This is a genomic window from Streptomyces sp. NPDC002564, assembly GCF_042889645.1.
GTDB lineage: Bacteria > Actinomycetota > Actinomycetes > Streptomycetales > Streptomycetaceae > Streptomyces.
Genome location: NZ_JBIARE010000010.1, coordinates 172,997 through 188,763, shown reverse-complemented (window position 1 = coordinate 188,763; position 15,767 = coordinate 172,997). Strand labels below are relative to the sequence as shown.

The following is a 15,767-nucleotide window of genomic DNA, read 5'->3' as shown; positions in this document are numbered from 1 at the left end:
TCGGGTGTGGAGACGTCGGCGGCTCGCACGCGGAGCGCACACGGTATCCGGCGAAGATCACGGCGGAAAGGCCCCGGACGCGCGCCGTCGTCCGCCCGCGGGCCCACGACGACCGGGCCGCGACCGTTCCCGCTGGTCAGCGGCGGACCTTGGACGTTCCGCCGAGGGGGCGCGAGGTCCTTTGGTCGGGACCGCGCCTTGCGGGCGGGGGCGGCGCCGGACTTGGCTGGCCGGGCCCGGCACCCTCCAGGAAGCGACGGACCTCCATGCCCGACGGCTGCACGCCCTGGCCCGAGATCTTCACCGACCGCTACTGGGCGGCCGGGCACTGGCGGGGTGTCACGCTGGACAACCTGCTGCGCGACTGGGCCCTGGAGCACGGGCCGCGGACCGCGCTCGTGCACGGTGACACCCGGCTGACCTACGCGGCCCTGAACCGGCGCGTGGACCGCACGGCCGCCGGATTCCGGCTGCGCGGGCTGCGCCCCGGCGGGCGGGTCGTCGTCCAGCTGCCGAACGTCCCCGAGTTCGTCGTCACCGTGTTCGCGCTGCTGCGGGCCGGTGCCGTCCCGGTGCTCTGCCCGGTCGCGCACCGCACGGCCGAGGTCGCCGCGACCGTGCGGGCCTGCGAGGCCGTCGGCTATGTCGGACCGGCGACGCGCGACGGCTTCGACCACCGGGCGATGGCCGAGGAGATCGCGGCGCGGAGCCCCTTCCTGCGGCGGGTGTTCACCTACGAGCCGCCGGGCACCTCGTCCCCGTACGGCGGGATGGCCTCCGACGCGGCGGGCTGTCACTACTTCCCGCTGGGTTCCGTGGACGCCCCGCCGGAGCGGGCACGCGCGGGGCGCGCCGACCACGTGGCGTTCCTGCTGCCGTCCGGGGGCGCGGCCGGGGCGTCCGTGCTGGTGCCGCGCACCCACGACGACTACGCCTATCAGGCGCGGGCCGCCGCCGAGCTGGTCGCGCTGACCGCGGACGACGTGTACCTCGCGGCGCTGCCCGCCGGGTCCCCGCTCGCCCTGGGCTGCCCCGGCATCGTCGGCACGCTCGGCGCCGGCGGCACCGTCGTCCTGGTCGAGGACGCCGGGCCCGCCGCGTGTCTCGCGGCCGTCGAGCGGGAACGGGTCACCCTCACGTCCGTGACGCCCGACGCCGCCGGGCGCTGGCTCGACGCGCTCGGCGCGAGCGGTGCCGACCTGAGCAGCCTGCGGCTCGTGCAGTTGGGCGGCGCGCCCCTGGACCGGGCGGAGCGGGCGCAGGCCGAGCGGACGGGCCGGGAGCTCGGCTGCCGTCTCCAGCAGGTCGTCGGCACGGCCGCCGGACCGCTCGTCCTGACCAGGACCGACGACCCCGACGAGACGGTGCTCGGCACGCAGGGCAGGCCGCTCTCGCCGGACGACGAGATCCGCGTCGTCGACGCCGACGGCCGGGACGTGCCGGACGGCGAGAGCGGCGAACTCCTGGCCCGGGGCCCGTACATCCCGCGCGGCTTCTACCGGGCGCCCGACGCCGACGCGCGCTCCTTCACCGCCGACGGCCACCTGCGCACCGGCACGCTCGTGCGGCGCACCCCCGCCGGGGACCTGGTGGTGACCGGCCGCCTCGGCGGGGCCCGGCGGGACGCCCGGAGCACGCGGGACCGGGGCGCCTAGAAGGTGCCGTACTCCGGGCGTCCCGCGCGCTCGTACGTACTGATGACGACGCCTGTGGAGGTCGTCCGGGAGCGGGCGAGCCGGAAGGCGGTGGGCAGGCCGCCCTCGGTGAACAGCCGCTTGCCGGCGCCGAGGACCACCGGGAACGTCGCCAGGTGCATGCTGTCGATCAGGTCGTGCGCCAGCAGGGTGCGGGCGAGCGCGCCGCTGCCGTGGATCTGCAGTTCGCGCCCGGGCCGCTCCTTGAGCGCGGCGACGTCCTTGACCACGTCGTCCCGGCCGATCAGGTGGGTGCCCTGCCAGTCGGCCGAGGTCAGGGTGGTGCTCGCGACGTATTTCGGCAGCGCGTTGAACCGGGCGGCGACCGGGTCGGCCGGGTCCGTCCGGTGCGGCCAGTACCCGGCGAAGATGTCGTACGTCCCCCTGCCGAACAGGAAGGCGTCCGCCCGGTCGAAGACCTCGGTGACGAAGGCGCCGAAGTCCTCGTCGTCGTAGGGCACCGACCAGCCGCCGTGCGTGAATCCGCCGCCGGTGTCCTCCTCGGGGCCGCCCGGGGCCTGGAAGACGCCGTCCAGGGTGAGGAACTGGGTGAACGTGAGCTTCATGGCGAGCGCCTTCTCTCGGTCGTCGTCCGTCTCTCACCCACTCAGACCCCGATCGGGGCGGGAAGTCATCGCCGGTGCCGCCCGGCCGCCCGGTGCCGCCGCAGCTACGTGTCCGATGACCGCCAGCCCCCACCCGCCCGGACGACTTTGATTGAACCCGCAAGCACTTCTCGCCCACAGCGGCGGACACCCACAGATTTCCCGGAAGTCACGCGGAAGAGGTTCGGACATGTCTTCATTCACCGGTCCCACAGGCCCCACCGGCCCCACCGGTCCCACCGGATTTACTGGTCTCACTGGTCTCACCGGCAAGACGGCTCTGGTCACCGGCGGCAGCCGCGGCATGGGCGCGGCGATCGCGCTGCGGCTGGCCGCCGAGGGCGCCGATGTGGCGCTCACCTACGTGCGGCGCGAGGACGCGGCACACGAAGTCGTCACGAAGATCGAGTCGATGGGCCGGCGTGCCGTCGCCGTCCGGGCGGACGCGGCCGACGCCGGGGACGCCGCGGGCGCCGTGGAACGCGCGGCCGACGACCTGGGCGGCCTGGACATCCTGGTGAACAACGCGGGCATCGGCGTGCTCGGCCCGATCGGCGAGCTCTCGCTCGGCGACGTCGACCGGGTGCTCGCCGTCAACGTCCGCTCGGTGTTCCTCGCCTCGCAGGCGGCCGCGGGGCTGCTGCGCGACGGCGGCCGGATCATCTCCGTCGGCACGGCGCTGACCCGGTACGCGGGCGGTCCGGGCGGCACGCTGTACGCGCTGAGCAAGTCGGCGCTGACGGGCATGACGAAGGCGCTCGCGCACGAGCTCGGCAGGCGCCGCATCACCGTGAACCTGGTGCAGCCCGGCCCCGTCGACACGGACATGAACCCGGCCGACGGGCCGTTCGCCGAGGGGCAGCGCGCCGGCACCGCGCTCGGCCGGTTCGGCTCGGCCGACGAGGTGGCGTCCCTGGTCGGCTATCTCGCCGGCGCGGACGCGGCGTACGTCACGGGCACCGAACTGACCGTGGACGGCGGCCACTCGGCGTAGCGCCGCCCGGACGTGGGTGCGGGGCGCACCGGGGCTGTCCACCCGGTGCGCCCCACGTTCAGCGGGGGCGGATCAGCCGCCCAGCTCCTGGTGGCGGGCGGCCAGCTTGGCCGCGCCCGCCTCGGTCAGCGAGCCGTACAGACGCAGCCGCGAGATGCCGCCGTCCGGGAAGATGTCGATGCGCACGTGCGTGCCGACGACCGGCGCGTCGAGGACGAAGCGGTGGTTGGTGTCGGGCTGCAGGCGGGTGCGCGGCAGGGCCTCGACCCACTCGCCGCTCTCCCCGTCGCGTACCGAAAGGGACGCCCAGCCCGCCGAGTTGCCCTTGAGGTAGGCGGTGTCGATCTCGACGACGCGGACCTCGGCCTGCTGGACGAGGCGGTAGCGGATCCAGTCGTTGCCGGTGTCGCGGCGGCGGCGGGTCTCCCAGCCGTCGTCCATCTTGCGGGAGCGGCCCGGCTGGATGGTGTTGGTCGCCGGGGAGTAGAAGCGGTCGGAGGCGTCCTCGACCTGGCCGCCGTTCTCCAGGGCGACGACGTCGAACGCGCCGAGCGCCTCGAGCCACTTGGGGTCGGCGACGACCTCGCCGTACACCCGCAGGCGGGCGATGCCGCCGTCCGGGTGCTGGTTGACGCGCAGGTGCGTGAAGCGCTGCTCGACGTCCACCGCGAAGCCGTTGGCCGCGTGGCCGCCGACCGGCGTGCGCGGGACGAGGGTCGTCCACTTCACGTCGTCCGCGAGGAGCTCCTCGGGGGTGGGCGAGCCGGCGACGCTGGTGCCCTCGACCGAGACGGCCTGCGGGTAGTTGCCGCGGAAGTGGGCGGTGTCGATGACGATGCCGCGGACGACGCCCGGGGCGCCCAGGCGCACCAGCGCCCAGTCGTGGTCCTCCGCGGTCGGCCAGGGGTGCTCGCCGGAGACGCCGCGCCTGCGGCGGGTCTCCCAGCCGTCCATGACCTTGCCCTTGTGCCCGAAGTGCTCCGGGTCGAAGACGGCGTCGTGCGGCAGGAGCAGGTTCTCGCGCATGGCGAAGAACTCGTCGTTGGCGGCGATGACACCGGCGCCGAGCTGCCGGTCGGCGAGGTTGGCGTACTGGGTGAAGGGGAAGTCGGCCGTGCGGTAGTCGGCAAAGGGCTCGCCGCCGCCGTAGGGGCTCGCGTCGCCGGTGAAGGAAGGTATCGCCGTCACTGTCTCAGTTGTTCCTTTCCAGAAGTCGGCCTGCGGGTTCGCTGAACTCGCCGCCGTGCAGGATGCGTTCGCCGCGCAGCCAGGTGGACTTCACGACGCCGCTGAGGGTCTTGCCCGCGTACGCCGTGACCCGGTTCCGGTGCTGCAGCTCCGCGGGGTCCACGGTGAAGGTCTCGTCGGGCGCGAGGACCGCGAAGTCGGCGTCGCGGCCGGCCTCGATGGCGCCCTTGTGGCCGAGGCCGACCAGTTCGGAGGTGCGCGTCGACATCCAGCGCACCACGTCGTCGAGGCCGTGGCCGCGCTTGCGGGCCTCGGTCCAGATGGCGGGGAGGCTGAGCTGGAGCCCGGAGATGCCGCCCCACGCGGTCGCGAAGTCGTCGGTCTTGAGGTCCGCGGTGGACGGGGAGTGGTCCGTCACGATGCAGTCGATGGTGCCGTCGGCGAGGGCGTCCCAGAGCAGGTCCTGGTTGGCGGCCTCACGGATGGGCGGGCAGCACTTGAACTCGCTGGCGCCGTCCGGGACTTCCTCGGCGGTCAGGGTGAGGTAGTGCGGGCAGGTCTCGACGGTCAGCTCGACGCCCTCGCGCTTGGCGGCGGCGACGAGCGGGAGCGCGTCGGAGGACGACAGGTGCAGGACGTGCACGCGGGCGCCGATCCGCTTGGCGACGGCGATGAGCCCCTCGATCGCGGTGTCCTCGGAGATGCGGGGCCGCGTCTGGAGGTAGTCCGCGTACTTGGGCCCGGCCTTGTGCGGGGCCGCGTCGAGCTCGTGCGGGTCCTCGGCGTGCACGATGAGCAGCCCGCCGAACCCGGCGATCTCGGCCATGGAGGCGGCCAGCTGGTCCTGGTTCAGCTCGGGGAACTCGTCGACGCCCGAGGGCGAGAGGAAGCACTTGAAGCCGTAGACGCCGGCGTCGTGCAGCGGCTTGAGGTCCTGGACGTTGTCCGGCAGCGCGCCGCCCCAGAAACCGACGTCGATGTGCGCCTTGCTGCGGGCGACCTCCTGCTTGGTGCGCAGGTTGTCCACCGTCGTGGTGGGCGGCAGGGAGTTGAGCGGCATGTCGACCAGGGTGGTGATGCCACCGGCGGCCGCGGCGCGGGTGGCGGTCCAGAAGCCCTCCCACTCGGTGCGGCCGGGGTCGTTCACGTGGACGTGCGTGTCGACCAGGCCGGGCAGCAGCGCGTCGTCGCCGAAGTCCTCGAGCCGCGCGCCGTCCGGCACTTCGGCGTCGTACGCGCCGACAGACACGATCGTCCCCGCGGCGACGGCGACCGAGGCGGGCCGAATCCCCTCGGGGGTGACGACCCGGGTCGAGCGGAGCACCAGCTCCACCGTCGCGTTCACGTCTACGTCCCTTTCGGACACCCGCGTCCCCTCTCTTCTGTTCCGCTACACAGACCTTTTGCTTCCGCTTAACGGAATTCAACGTTCTGTTGAAGGAGTTTTCACGCTTGTCCGCGCGACGTCAAGGGTGGGCTTCGGCACCCCGGCGCCCGACCGGCCGGATTCCGCTCCGCACTGGACGTTTCCACAACGTGGAATTAAGATTCCGCTTACCAGAACGTAGCTATGCACAACGCGGGCGTCGGGGTTCCCGGGACAACCCCGCGAAGACACGGACAAAGGACCCCTGACCGGCGACGACGGCATGACGAGCAAGAGTCCTCGCGAAGAACCGAACGGTAGGCTGCTTCCTTGCCCGCCAGCACCGAAAGGAACGCGCCGTGCCGACGTCAAGCGCCAGCGACGCCCCTGCTGAACCCGCCGCCTCCAAGACCCCCGCCGCCAGCGGTGGCGTCCAGTCCCTCGAGCGCGCCTTCGATCTGCTCGAGCGGATGGCGGACGCGGGGGGCGAGGTCGGTCTCAGCGAACTCTCCGCCAGCAGCGGCCTGCCGCTGCCCACGATCCACCGCCTCATGCGCACGCTGGTCGCCTGCGGGTACGTGCGCCAGCAGGCCAACCGCCGCTACTCCCTCGGCCCCCGCCTGATCCGCCTCGGCGAATCGGCCTCCCGCCTGCTCGGCACCTGGGCCCGGCCCTATCTGGCCCGGCTCGTCGAGGAGACCGGCGAGACGGCCAACATGGCTCTTCTCGACGGCGACGAGATCGTGTACGTCGCGCAGGTGCCGTCCAAGCACTCCATGCGCATGTTCACCGAGGTCGGCCGCCGCGTCCTGCCGCACTCCACGGGTGTGGGCAAGGCGCTCCTGGCCAACACCTCGCCGGACGAGGTCCGGGCGCTGCTCGCCCGCACCGGCATGCCGGCCGCCACGGAGAAGACGATCACCACCCCGGAGGGCTTCCTCGACGCGCTCGAGGACGTGCGCCGCACGGGGTACGCGGTGGACGACAACGAACAGGAGATCGGCGTCCGGTGCCTGGCCGTGCCGGTCCCCGACTCCCCCACGGCCGCCGCGATCTCCATCTCCGGGCCCGCGGGCCGGGTGACGGAGGCGGCCACGGACAAGATCGTGCCGGTCCTCCAGCAGGTGGCGGTCGAACTCTCCGCCGCGCTCGCCTCGGCGGGCCCCGGGGCCTGACCCACGCCACGCCCGACGGCCCGTCCCGCCACAGCGCGGACGGGCCGGAGCAGCCTTTCCCCTCGGGCCGGCCACTCTTCTCCTCCGGTCGGCGACCCTCCCCCCTCCGGTCGCCCCCCTCCGGCCGTCCCGCCCCTCAGGCAGGCCGCTCCCCTGAGGCCCAAGGCCTGCCGCTCCCCTCAGGCTCGCCCGCGGTCGCCCGCCGCCTCCGCGATCATCCCGCCGGTAGGGGCGCCGCGCCGTCCGTCAGGCGGCCGTCCGCCATCTCCGCCACCCGGTCCGCGACGCCGAGCCGCGCCCGGTCGTGCGTGACCAGGACCGTCGCCGTTCCCCGCTCCCGGGTGAGACCGGCCAGCAGATCGAGGACCGCCGCGCCCCGCTCGTGATCCAGCGCGCTGGTCGGCTCGTCGACCAGGAGCACGGCGGGACCGTTCATCAACGCCCGTGCGATGCCGACCCGTTGGCGCTGCCCGCCGGACAACTGGTGCGGCCTTCGCCCCGTTTCGCCCGAGAGCCCCACCGCGGCCAGCAACTCCCGCGCCCGTTCCCGCACCTGGCGGGCCTGCCCGCCCCGGCGCCGCCGCCCGTCCACGTGCGCCATCAGCTCCAGCTGTTCGAGGGCGGTCAGCGAGGGCAGCAGGTTCGGCTGCTGGAAGACGATGCCGAGGCGGCGGCGCCGCAGCTCGGCCTTCTCGGCCCGGCTCAGGCCCGCCGTGTCCACGCCGTCGAGCACGACCCGCCCCCGGTCGGGCGTGACCAGGGTGGCGGCGACGGCGAGCAGGCTCGACTTGCCGGACCCCGAGGGGCCGACCACCGCCGTCATGGTCCCGGCGGGCACGTCGAGCCCCACCCCGTCGAGGGCGGTCAGCCGCCCCGCGCCGTCGGGGTACGTCAGCGTGATGTCGGTCAGCGACAGCGAACGGTTCATCGGGCACTCCCCAGGGCCACCAACGGATCGACGGCGGTGATCCGCCGCACGGACAGACCGGCGCCGAGCGCGCCCAGGGCGACCATCACCCCGGCCGGCCACAGCACGGTCGACGGTTCCAGGACGAACGGGACGTCGCCGCCGCCGAGCGCGCCGCCCACCGCCACGGCGATGCCCGTGCCCAGCGCCGTCCCCGCGACGAGCACCGCCACGGCCTGCCCCAGCGCGTCCCGCAGCAGATACGGCGTGGCGGCGCCCAGCGCCTTGAGCACCGCCACGTCGGCGCCCCGCTGGATCGTCCACACCGTGAAGAACGCCCCGATGACCAGCGCGGAGATGACGAAGAGGAACCCGCGCATCAGCTGCAGCGACCCGTTCTCCGCCCGATAGGAGCCGATGGCGGACAGCGCGTCGCCGAGCGAGGCCGTCTCGGTCCCCGCGGCCTCGTCCCCCGCCGCCAGATCGACGCCGTCCCCGGTGCGCAGCGCGATCACCGTGGCCTGATCGTCCACCGACGTGCCGCGGTGCCCGAGCGCCTGCCAGTCGTCCAGCGCGAGCCACACCACGGGCGTGTGGCTGTACGAGGCGTCCGAGGCGATCCGCGCCACCCGCTCCTCGACCCCGCGGGGCCCGATTCTCACCGTGTCGCCGACCCGCACGTCGAGGTCGGCGGCGGCCTTGACCGACAGCACCGCCCTGCCGGGCGCGATGCCGTCCGGGGCGATCCCGGAGTCCGGCGCGACGCCGAAGGCGGAGACCGCGCCGGAGCGCCCGCCCGCGGTGGCGTCCAGCGTGCTGATGCCCACGGGCTGCGCGGAGACCACCCCCGGACGCCCGGCCCACCGCTCCCAGGCACGCCGGTCCACCTGCGAGTCCGTGAAGGAGACGGACCGGCCGTCGGACGGCGCGGCGAACGCGAGGTGGTCGGCGGGCAGGCCGGTGATCGCCGAGGTGTTCTCCCTGGCGAGCCCGGCGGTCAGCCCGGACAGCAGGCCGACGAGCAGGGTGATCAGCACGACGACGGTCCCCATCAGGGCGAACCGCCCCTTGGCGAACCGCAGGTCTCTCCATGCGACGAACATGCCCCCACCCTCCGGCCGGACCCCGCCCCCGGGCATCGCGCCGCGGCACGCTTCCCCCGCATCGAAGTGCGGGGCCGCCGGTCAACCTTTCGATTGACGAGCGACGCCCGCCGCGCCCGTACCGTGGAGGGCGACCAGCGCGCCGCCACCGCCCACCGGCCGGCCGCCCGCCTCCCACCCCACCGGACCCGCCACCCGCCATGCCCCCTCTCCTCCCCCTCCCCGGCACCGGCACCCGCGCCGCGACGGGCCCCCGAACGCCCGTGGCGCCCGCCCTGCGCGGGTGCCTGCACGCCCTCCTCGCGGGGCTGCTCGCCCTGCCCGCGGTGAAGGCCCTGACGGGCGCGGGCGACCCGGCGGCGCACCCCGTCGCCGTCCTCGCCGCGGCCCTGGTGACGGGCGCGGTCTACGCCGCGGGGGCGGCGGGCCCCGCCGTCGCCCGCTCGCCGCGCGCGGCGGCCTGGTGGCTGGCGGCGCTCGCCGCGAGCTGGCTGGTGCTGCTCGTGCTCTCCCCCGACGGGCTGTGGGCGGCCTTCCCGCTGTACTTCCTGCAGTTGCACCTGCTGCCGCCCCGCTGGGCGCTGCCCGCCGTCCTCGCCACCGCGGCCGCCGCCATCGCGAGCTTCCTGGTGCACAGCGCGCGGATCACGCCGGGCAGCTTCATCGGACCGCTGCTCGGCGCCGCCGTGGCCGTCGCCACCGTGTACGGGTACGAGGCGCTGTACCGCGAGAGCGAGCACCGCCGCGAGCTCATCGACGAACTGATGGCCACCCGCGCCGAACTCGCCGCCGCCGAGCGCACCGCGGGCACGCTGGCCGAGCGGGAGCGGCTGGCCCGGGAGATCCACGACACGCTGGCGCAGGGCCTGTCCTCGATCCAGCTGCTGCTGCGGGCGGCCCAGCGGACCCTCGGCCCGGACTCCCCCGCCGCGCCGCACGTCGAGCAGGCGCGCGCGGCAGCGCAGGACAATCTCGCCGAGGCCCGCCGGTTCGTGCGCGCGCTCGCCCCGCCCGGCCTGGCGCACGGCTCGCTCGCCGGGGCCCTGGAGCGGCTGAGCACGACGAGCCGGGAGCCGCGCGTCCGCTTCTCGCTCAGCGGTACGCCGACGGAACTGCCCACGCCGTACGAGGTGGCGCTGCTGCGCGTCGCGCAGTCCGCCCTCGCGAACACCGTGCGGCACGCCGGGGCCGGCCGCGCCGAGATCACGCTGACCTTCATGGACACCTCCGTCACGCTCGACGTGGTGGACGACGGCCGCGGTTTCGACCCGGCGGGCGCTCGGCACGGGGACGGGAACGGCGGGGACGGCGGGGACGGCGGGGACGGCGGGGACGGCGGCTTCGGGCTCGTGGCGATGCGGTCACGGGCGCGGTCGCTGGGCGGCACGTTCACCGTCGAGTCGGGTCCCGGGCAGGGCACGGCGGTGGCGATCTCGCTGCCGCTGCCCGCGCGGGCCGGGGAGGCGGCATGACGGAGACCCACGGCGGCGGGCCCACGGTCCGGCTGCTGCTCGCCGACGACCACCCTGTGGTGCGCGCCGGACTGCGCGCGGTGCTGGCCGCCGAGCCGGACTTCGAGATCGTCGCGGAGGCCGCGACGGCGGAGGCGGCGGTGGAGCGGGCCGCGGCGGACGGCGTCGACGTGGTCCTCATGGACCTGCAGTTCGGCGCGGGCCTGCACGGCGCCGCCGCGACCGCGCGGATCACCGCACGGCCGGGGGCGCCCCGGGTCCTGGTCCTCACCACGTACGACACGGACGCGGACATCCTCGCGGCGGTGGAGGCGGGCGCGGCCGGCTACCTGCTCAAGGACGCGCCGCCGGAGGAACTGGCCGCGGCGGTGCGTACGGCGGCGTCCGGACGTTCGGCGCTGGCGCCGGCGATCGCGCACCGGCTGATGGACCGGATGCGGGCGCCCGCACAGGCGCTGAGCCGCCGCGAGCTGGAGGTGCTGCGGCTGGTGCGGGACGGTCTGTCGAACCAGCGGATCAGCAAGGAGCTCTTCCTGAGCCAGGCCACGGTGAAGTCCCACCTGGTGCACATCTACGCCAAGCTGGGCGTGGACTCGCGCACCGCGGCGGTCGCCGCGGCGACGGCCCGGGGGCTGATCCGCAACCAGGGCTGACGCACCCGCCCCGGGTCTCCCCGGAGCGACGGGCCACCCCGGCAGGAGCGGCCCGCGCGGCGCCGCGCCCTCGTTCTGCAGAACCGATTCGCCGGGCTCAGCGACCGCCGGGGTCGCCGAACATCTCCACCGCCACGCGCACCCCGGCGAGCCCGGCCGCCAGCGCGCTGACGGAGCCGATCGCACCGGCCACGAGGAGCAGGGACCGGCGCATCCTGGGGATCTCGGGGGCGCCGCCGTACGCCATCTCCGCGAGGGCCGCGAGCTCGTCCTCGGCGATGCCGCGGTCGGCGAACTCGGCCGGGTGGGCGGCGAGCTCGCGGCGCAGCCGGGACACGGCGGCCCGCAGCTCCGCCACCCGTGGGTCCTCTTCGCTCCCGGCCACCCGTTCCCGCTCCACGCTCCGCACCACTGCTCTCCCCCTCGCACGCCCTCGTGCGATGTCCTCGTGCATGTCCTGCGGCCCCGTGGTGCTGGTCGGGCACGTGGGGACCGCGGGTCAGTAAACCGTCCCCGATACGGGATGCGCCACTTCACCGGCGCCTCGCGGCGTGTATCCAGGAGGCATGACGACAGATGCGAGGAACGAGCGGACCGACGGGGCGGGAGAGGTCGTCGGGCTGCTGCTCGCCGCGGGGGGCGGGCGACGGCTCGGCGGGCGGCCCAAGGCGCTCCTGGAGCACCGGGGCCGGCCGCTGGTGGAGCACGCGGTGGACGTGCTGCGCGCGGCCGGGTGCGAGCGGGTCCACGTGGTGCTCGGCGCGTCCGCCGGCACCGTGCGCCGGCGGGCGTCGCTGCCGGGCTGCGTCCTGGTCGACAACCCGGACTGGGCGGCGGGCATGGGCTCGTCGCTGCGGGTCGGCCTCGCCTCGCTGCGTACGACGGGGGCGGCGGCCGCGCTCGTCTCGCTCGTCGACCAGCCGGGCATCGGCGCGACGGCCACGGCGCGGGTGCGGGCCGCCTACCGCTCGCCGGGGACGCTCGCCGCTGCCGCGTACGACGGCCTCCGGGGGCACCCGGTCCTGTTCGGCAGCGCGCACTGGGCGGGGATCGAGGAGCATGCGGTCGGCGACCGGGGGGCACGCGACTACTTGCGGGAGCACGTGGGCGAGATCACGCTCGTGGAGTGCGGGGACGTGGCCGAGGCGTACGACATCGACACGGCGGCGGACCTGCGGCACCTGGCGCCCCCGCCCGAGCCCGGTCAGGGGCCCGGAATCCCGGCGTCCGGGACGCCGGACTCCGCGGCCCACATGGAGTGACCGGCATGGCACTCAGCGACACGTTCTGTCGACGAGAAGAATCTCGACGTCAACAAACCATTGAACTTCCACCATGAGGAAACTAGTATCCACTGACCAGAAGGCCCGTTACCTCGGACGGGGCCCTACAGCCGTACCTCGGCTCCTGTGGCACCCAGTGCCACCGCGTCTGCCCGGCGGCTCGGCCGGCACCGTCCGTGCAGCTCTCTGAAGGAAGTGACAGCTCATGTCCGCACTAGCGCCGTCGCCGCTGGCCATCGTCGACGCAGAGCCCCTGCCCCGGCAGGAAGAGGTGCTCACCGACGCGGCCCTCGCCTTCGTGGCAGAGCTGCACCGGCTGTTCACGCCGCGGCGTGACGAGCTCCTCGCCCGCCGCGGCGAGCGCCGTGCCGAGATCGCCCGCACCTCCACCCTCGACTTCCTCCCGGAGACCGCCGCGGTCCGCGAGGACGACTCCTGGAAGGTCGCGCCGGCCCCGGCCGCGCTGAACGACCGCCGGGTGGAGATCACGGGCCCGACCGACCGCAAGATGACCATCAACGCCCTGAACTCGGGCGCCAAGGTCTGGCTCGCGGACTTCGAGGACGCCTCCGCCCCCACCTGGGAGAACGTCGTCCTGGGCCAGCTCAACCTCACCGACGCCTACGAGCGCCGCATCGACTTCACGGACGAGCGCACCGGCAAGTCGTACGCCCTCAAGGGCGCCGACGAGCTCGCGACCGTCGTCATGCGGCCGCGCGGCTGGCACCTGGACGAGCGCCACCTCCAGGTGGACGGCCGCCCGGTCCCCGGCGCGCTCGTCGACTTCGGCCTGTACTTCTTCCACAACGCCAAGCGCCTCATCGAGCTCGGCAAGGGCCCGTACTTCTACCTCCCGAAGACGGAGTCGTACCTGGAGGCCCGCCTCTGGAACGACATCTTCGTCTTCGCGCAGGACTACGTCGGCATCCCGCAGGGCACGGTCCGCGCGACCGTCCTGATCGAGACGATCACCGCCGCGTACCAGATGGAGGAGATCCTCTACGAGCTGCGCGACCACGCCTCCGGCCTGAACGCGGGACGCTGGGACTACCTCTTCTCCATCGTCAAGAACTTCCGTGACGGCGGCTCGAAGTTCGTCCTGCCGGACCGCAACCTGGTCACCATGACCGCCCCGTTCATGCGGGCGTACACCGAGCTCCTGGTGCGCACCTGCCACAAGCGCGGCGCGCACGCGATCGGCGGCATGGCCGCGTTCATCCCGTCCCGCAAGGACGCCGAGGTCAACAAGGTCGCGTTCGAGAAGGTCAAGAACGACAAGGACCGCGAGGCCGGCGACGGCTTCGACGGCTCGTGGGTCGCGCACCCGGACCTGGTCCCGATCGCCATGAAGTCCTTCGACGCGGTCCTGGGCGACAAGCCCAACCAGAAGGAGCGCCTGCGCGAGGACGTCGAGGTCTCCGCGGCCGACCTGATCGCCATCGACTCGCTGGACGCGAAGCCCACCTACGACGGCCTGGTCAACGCCGTCCAGGTCGGCATCCGCTACATCGAGGCCTGGCTGCGCGGCCTGGGCGCCGTCGCCATCTTCAACCTGATGGAGGACGCGGCCACCGCCGAGATCTCGCGCTCGCAGATCTGGCAGTGGATCAACGCCGGTGTCGTCCTGGAGAACGGCGAGACCGTCACCGCCGACCTGGCCCGCAAGGTCGCCGCCGAGGAGCTCGACGCCATCCGCGCCGACATCGGCGACGAGGCCTTCGCGGCCGGCAAGTGGCAGCAGGCCCACGACCTGCTCCTGCAGGTCTCGCTCGACGCGGACTACGCGGACTTCCTGACCCTTCCCGCGTACGAGCAGCTGCGCTGACCTCGGCGTCGCACCCGCTCCTCCCCGCCCCCGGCACCGCACAGCGCCGGGGGCGGATTGCGTGGTCCCACGACCAATCCGGCGCGCCGTCGGCTCCGGATCAGTCGTGTACGTAGGTCTGCGCCCTGGAGGATCACCGCGTGAATGAAGTCGTGCCCATCGGATCCCGCTCCGCCCCAGGTCCCGATCTCCAAGAGCTCGTCGGCCGGGTCGCCCGCGGTGATCAGGAGGCCTTCTCCGGTGTCTACGACGCCGTGGCGGGCCCGGTCCTCGGCGTGGTGCGCGGCGTGCTGCGTGACCACGCGCAGTCCGAGGAGGTCGCCCAGGAGGTCCTGGTCGAGGTGTGGCGCACCGCGCCGCGCTACCGGCCGGACCGCGGGTCGGTGATGAACTGGGTGCTCACTCTGGCGCACCGGCGCGCGGTCGACCGCGTCCGGTCCGTGGAGGCGTCCCACGCGCGGGAGCACAGGGCCGCGCTGCTCTCCCAGACCCCGGAGTTCGACGAGGTCAGCGAGCAGGTCGAGACGCGGCTGGAGCGCGAGCAGGTGCGCCGGTGCCTGCGCAACCTCACCGAGGTCCAGCGGCAGTCCGTGACGCTCGCCTACTACCGGGGCCTGACCTACCGGCAGGTGGCCGAGCTCCTGTCCCTGCCCTTGGGCACCGTCAAGACCCGCCTGCGCGACGGACTCATCCGGCTGCGCGACTGCCTGGGGGTGACCGCGTGAACACCGCTGCCGACCTGCACACGCTGACCGGCGCCTACGCCGCCGATGCCTTGGACGACGACGAGCGCGCACAGTTCGAGGAACACCTGGCGCAGTGCTCCTCGTGCGCCCAGGAAGTGCTCGAGCTGACCGAGACCGTCGCGCGGCTCGCGGCTGCGGCGTCCGTCGCGCCCCGCCGTGCCCTCAAGGACGAGGTGCTCACGCGCATCGCCAGCGTCCGCCAGGACGTCCCGCGCGGCGAGCCCGCACCGGGTCCGAGCGCGGCGCCGCGCCGGGCGCGCCGGTTCTCCCGGTGGGCCCTCGCGGCCTGCCTCGCCGCCGCGGCGGCCTTCGGCGGCACCGCCGTGTGGCAGCACCAGCAGGCGCAGGACGCGCGGGACGAGGCCCGCCAGGCCCAGGCGCAGGCCAGGGAGCAGTCGCAGCAGCTCGCCGAGGTGCTGGCCGCCCCGGACGCCAGGACCCGGACCGGCGAGCTCGGTGACGGGGCGAGCGGCACGGTCGTCGTGTCCAAGGACCTCGACAAGGCCGTCTTCGTGGCGGACGGCATGGCACGGCTGCCGGGCGGCAAGGTCTACCAGCTGTGGTTCAACGAGGGCGGGACCATGCGGTCGGCCGGGCTCATGGACGCGGGCCGGGCGACCGAGGCGGTGCTGATGCAGGGCAAGGTCGGCGGGGCCACCGGCATGGGCATCACGGTGGAACCGGCGGGCGGCTCGGCCGAACCGACCTCCTCCCCCGTGGCGCTGATGAACTTCCCGACCTGAGGGCGGCGGCGGG

At 74.1% G+C, this 15,767-nt stretch carries 15 protein-coding genes; 9 read left to right on the top strand and 6 right to left on the bottom strand.

All coding sequences use genetic code 11. The features are described 5' to 3' along the window. The first annotated feature begins 266 nt into the window (after positions 1–266). Complete coding sequence (locus ACFYXE_RS30345) at positions 267–1,655, top strand: AMP-binding protein (protein WP_389318037.1); 1,389 nt, start codon at positions 267–269, stop codon at positions 1,653–1,655. Here ACFYXE_RS30345 and ACFYXE_RS30340 read toward each other — a convergent pair. After that, the gene (locus ACFYXE_RS30340; protein ID WP_389318035.1) at positions 1,652–2,260 is read right to left on the bottom strand and encodes a dihydrofolate reductase family protein; all 609 of its coding nucleotides are present in this window, start codon (positions 2,258–2,260) and stop codon (positions 1,652–1,654) included. The genes ACFYXE_RS30345 and ACFYXE_RS30340 overlap by 4 nt on opposite strands. A 229-nt stretch (positions 2,261–2,489) precedes the next feature. Between ACFYXE_RS30340 and ACFYXE_RS30335 the strand changes: the two genes are divergently transcribed. Further along, complete coding sequence (locus ACFYXE_RS30335) at positions 2,490–3,293, top strand: SDR family NAD(P)-dependent oxidoreductase (protein ID WP_389318033.1); 804 nt, start codon at positions 2,490–2,492, stop codon at positions 3,291–3,293. Positions 3,294–3,365: 72 nt separating this feature from the next. Here the strand turns inward: ACFYXE_RS30335 and alc are convergent, their stop codons facing one another. Together alc and allB are read right to left on the bottom strand one after the other, a co-directional pair. Next, positions 3,366–4,481, bottom strand: a complete 1,116-nt coding sequence (gene alc, locus ACFYXE_RS30330; RefSeq protein WP_389318031.1) for an allantoicase — start codon at positions 4,479–4,481, stop codon at positions 3,366–3,368. Positions 4,482–4,485: 4 nt separating this feature from the next. Further along, positions 4,486–5,826, bottom strand: coding sequence for an allantoinase AllB (gene allB, locus ACFYXE_RS30325; RefSeq protein ID WP_361180932.1), 1,341 nt, complete (start codon positions 5,824–5,826; stop codon positions 4,486–4,488). A gap of 380 nt (positions 5,827–6,206) precedes the next feature. On the opposite strand from allB, the gene ACFYXE_RS30320 reads away from it, so the two are divergent. Then, positions 6,207–7,022 (top strand): IclR family transcriptional regulator, encoded by an 816-nt coding sequence (locus tag ACFYXE_RS30320; RefSeq protein ID WP_361180931.1) that lies wholly within the window; start codon positions 6,207–6,209, stop codon positions 7,020–7,022. A gap of 214 nt (positions 7,023–7,236) precedes the next feature. Here the strand turns inward: ACFYXE_RS30320 and ACFYXE_RS30315 are convergent, their stop codons facing one another. Beyond that, positions 7,237–7,950 (bottom strand): ABC transporter ATP-binding protein, encoded by a 714-nt coding sequence (locus ACFYXE_RS30315; protein ID WP_389318028.1) that lies wholly within the window; start codon positions 7,948–7,950, stop codon positions 7,237–7,239. Continuing rightward, on the bottom strand, positions 7,947–9,032 hold the full coding sequence (locus ACFYXE_RS30310) for an ABC transporter permease (protein ID WP_389318026.1): 1,086 nt from the start codon (positions 9,030–9,032) through the stop codon (positions 7,947–7,949). The genes ACFYXE_RS30315 and ACFYXE_RS30310 overlap by 4 nt, the downstream gene beginning before the upstream one ends. Before the next feature lie 200 nt (positions 9,033–9,232). Here ACFYXE_RS30310 and ACFYXE_RS30305 point away from each other — a divergent pair, with 200 nt between their 5' ends. Both ACFYXE_RS30305 and ACFYXE_RS30300 read left to right on the top strand, forming a co-directional pair. Next, positions 9,233–10,504 carry a sensor histidine kinase gene (locus ACFYXE_RS30305; protein ID WP_389318024.1) on the top strand — a complete coding sequence of 424 codons (1,272 nt, stop codon included), beginning with the start codon at positions 9,233–9,235 and terminating at the stop codon, positions 10,502–10,504. Beyond that, entirely contained in the window at positions 10,501–11,157 is a 657-nt protein-coding gene (locus tag ACFYXE_RS30300) for a response regulator (RefSeq protein WP_389318022.1), read from the top strand. The genes ACFYXE_RS30305 and ACFYXE_RS30300 overlap by 4 nt, the downstream gene beginning before the upstream one ends. 97 nt (positions 11,158–11,254) lie before the next feature. Here the strand turns inward: ACFYXE_RS30300 and ACFYXE_RS30295 are convergent, their stop codons facing one another. Further along, entirely contained in the window at positions 11,255–11,566 is a 312-nt protein-coding gene (locus ACFYXE_RS30295; RefSeq protein ID WP_389318020.1) for a DUF5955 family protein, read from the bottom strand. A gap of 157 nt (positions 11,567–11,723) precedes the next feature. Here ACFYXE_RS30295 and ACFYXE_RS30290 point away from each other — a divergent pair, with 157 nt between their 5' ends. The 4 genes from ACFYXE_RS30290 (at position 11,724) to ACFYXE_RS30275 (ending at position 15,754) form a co-directional block, all read left to right on the top strand. Then, positions 11,724–12,419 (top strand): NTP transferase domain-containing protein, encoded by a 696-nt coding sequence (locus tag ACFYXE_RS30290; RefSeq protein ID WP_389318018.1) that lies wholly within the window; start codon positions 11,724–11,726, stop codon positions 12,417–12,419. Positions 12,420–12,645: 226 nt separating this feature from the next. After that, positions 12,646–14,265 carry a malate synthase A gene (gene aceB / locus ACFYXE_RS30285; RefSeq protein WP_389318016.1) on the top strand — a complete coding sequence of 540 codons (1,620 nt, stop codon included), beginning with the start codon at positions 12,646–12,648 and terminating at the stop codon, positions 14,263–14,265. Positions 14,266–14,405: 140 nt separating this feature from the next. Further along, positions 14,406–14,990, top strand: coding sequence for a sigma-70 family RNA polymerase sigma factor (locus tag ACFYXE_RS30280; RefSeq protein WP_361165906.1), 585 nt, complete (start codon positions 14,406–14,408; stop codon positions 14,988–14,990). Next, positions 14,987–15,754: an anti-sigma factor domain-containing protein gene (locus ACFYXE_RS30275; protein ID WP_389318014.1), complete on the top strand. Its 768-nt coding sequence runs from the start codon at positions 14,987–14,989 to the stop codon at positions 15,752–15,754. Before ACFYXE_RS30280 ends, ACFYXE_RS30275 begins: the two co-directional genes overlap by 4 nt. Positions 15,755–15,767 lie beyond the last annotated feature (13 nt).

Excerpts from the sequence above, each read along its gene's own strand:
- ACFYXE_RS30345 (WP_389318037.1), top strand. The coding sequence starts at position 267 with ATGCCCGACGGCTGCACGCCCTGGCCCGAGATCTTCACCGACCGCTAC.
- ACFYXE_RS30340 (WP_389318035.1), bottom strand. The coding sequence starts at position 2,260 with ATGAAGCTCACGTTCACCCAGTTCCTCACCCTGGACGGCGTCTTCCAG.
- ACFYXE_RS30335 (WP_389318033.1), top strand. The coding sequence starts at position 2,490 with ATGTCTTCATTCACCGGTCCCACAGGCCCCACCGGCCCCACCGGTCCC.
- ACFYXE_RS30315 (WP_389318028.1), bottom strand. The coding sequence starts at position 7,950 with ATGAACCGTTCGCTGTCGCTGACCGACATCACGCTGACGTACCCCGAC.
- ACFYXE_RS30310 (WP_389318026.1), bottom strand. The coding sequence starts at position 9,032 with ATGTTCGTCGCATGGAGAGACCTGCGGTTCGCCAAGGGGCGGTTCGCC.
- ACFYXE_RS30305 (WP_389318024.1), top strand. The coding sequence starts at position 9,233 with ATGCCCCCTCTCCTCCCCCTCCCCGGCACCGGCACCCGCGCCGCGACG.
- ACFYXE_RS30300 (WP_389318022.1), top strand. The coding sequence starts at position 10,501 with ATGACGGAGACCCACGGCGGCGGGCCCACGGTCCGGCTGCTGCTCGCC.
- ACFYXE_RS30290 (WP_389318018.1), top strand. The coding sequence starts at position 11,724 with ATGACGACAGATGCGAGGAACGAGCGGACCGACGGGGCGGGAGAGGTC.
- aceB (WP_389318016.1), top strand. The coding sequence starts at position 12,646 with ATGTCCGCACTAGCGCCGTCGCCGCTGGCCATCGTCGACGCAGAGCCC.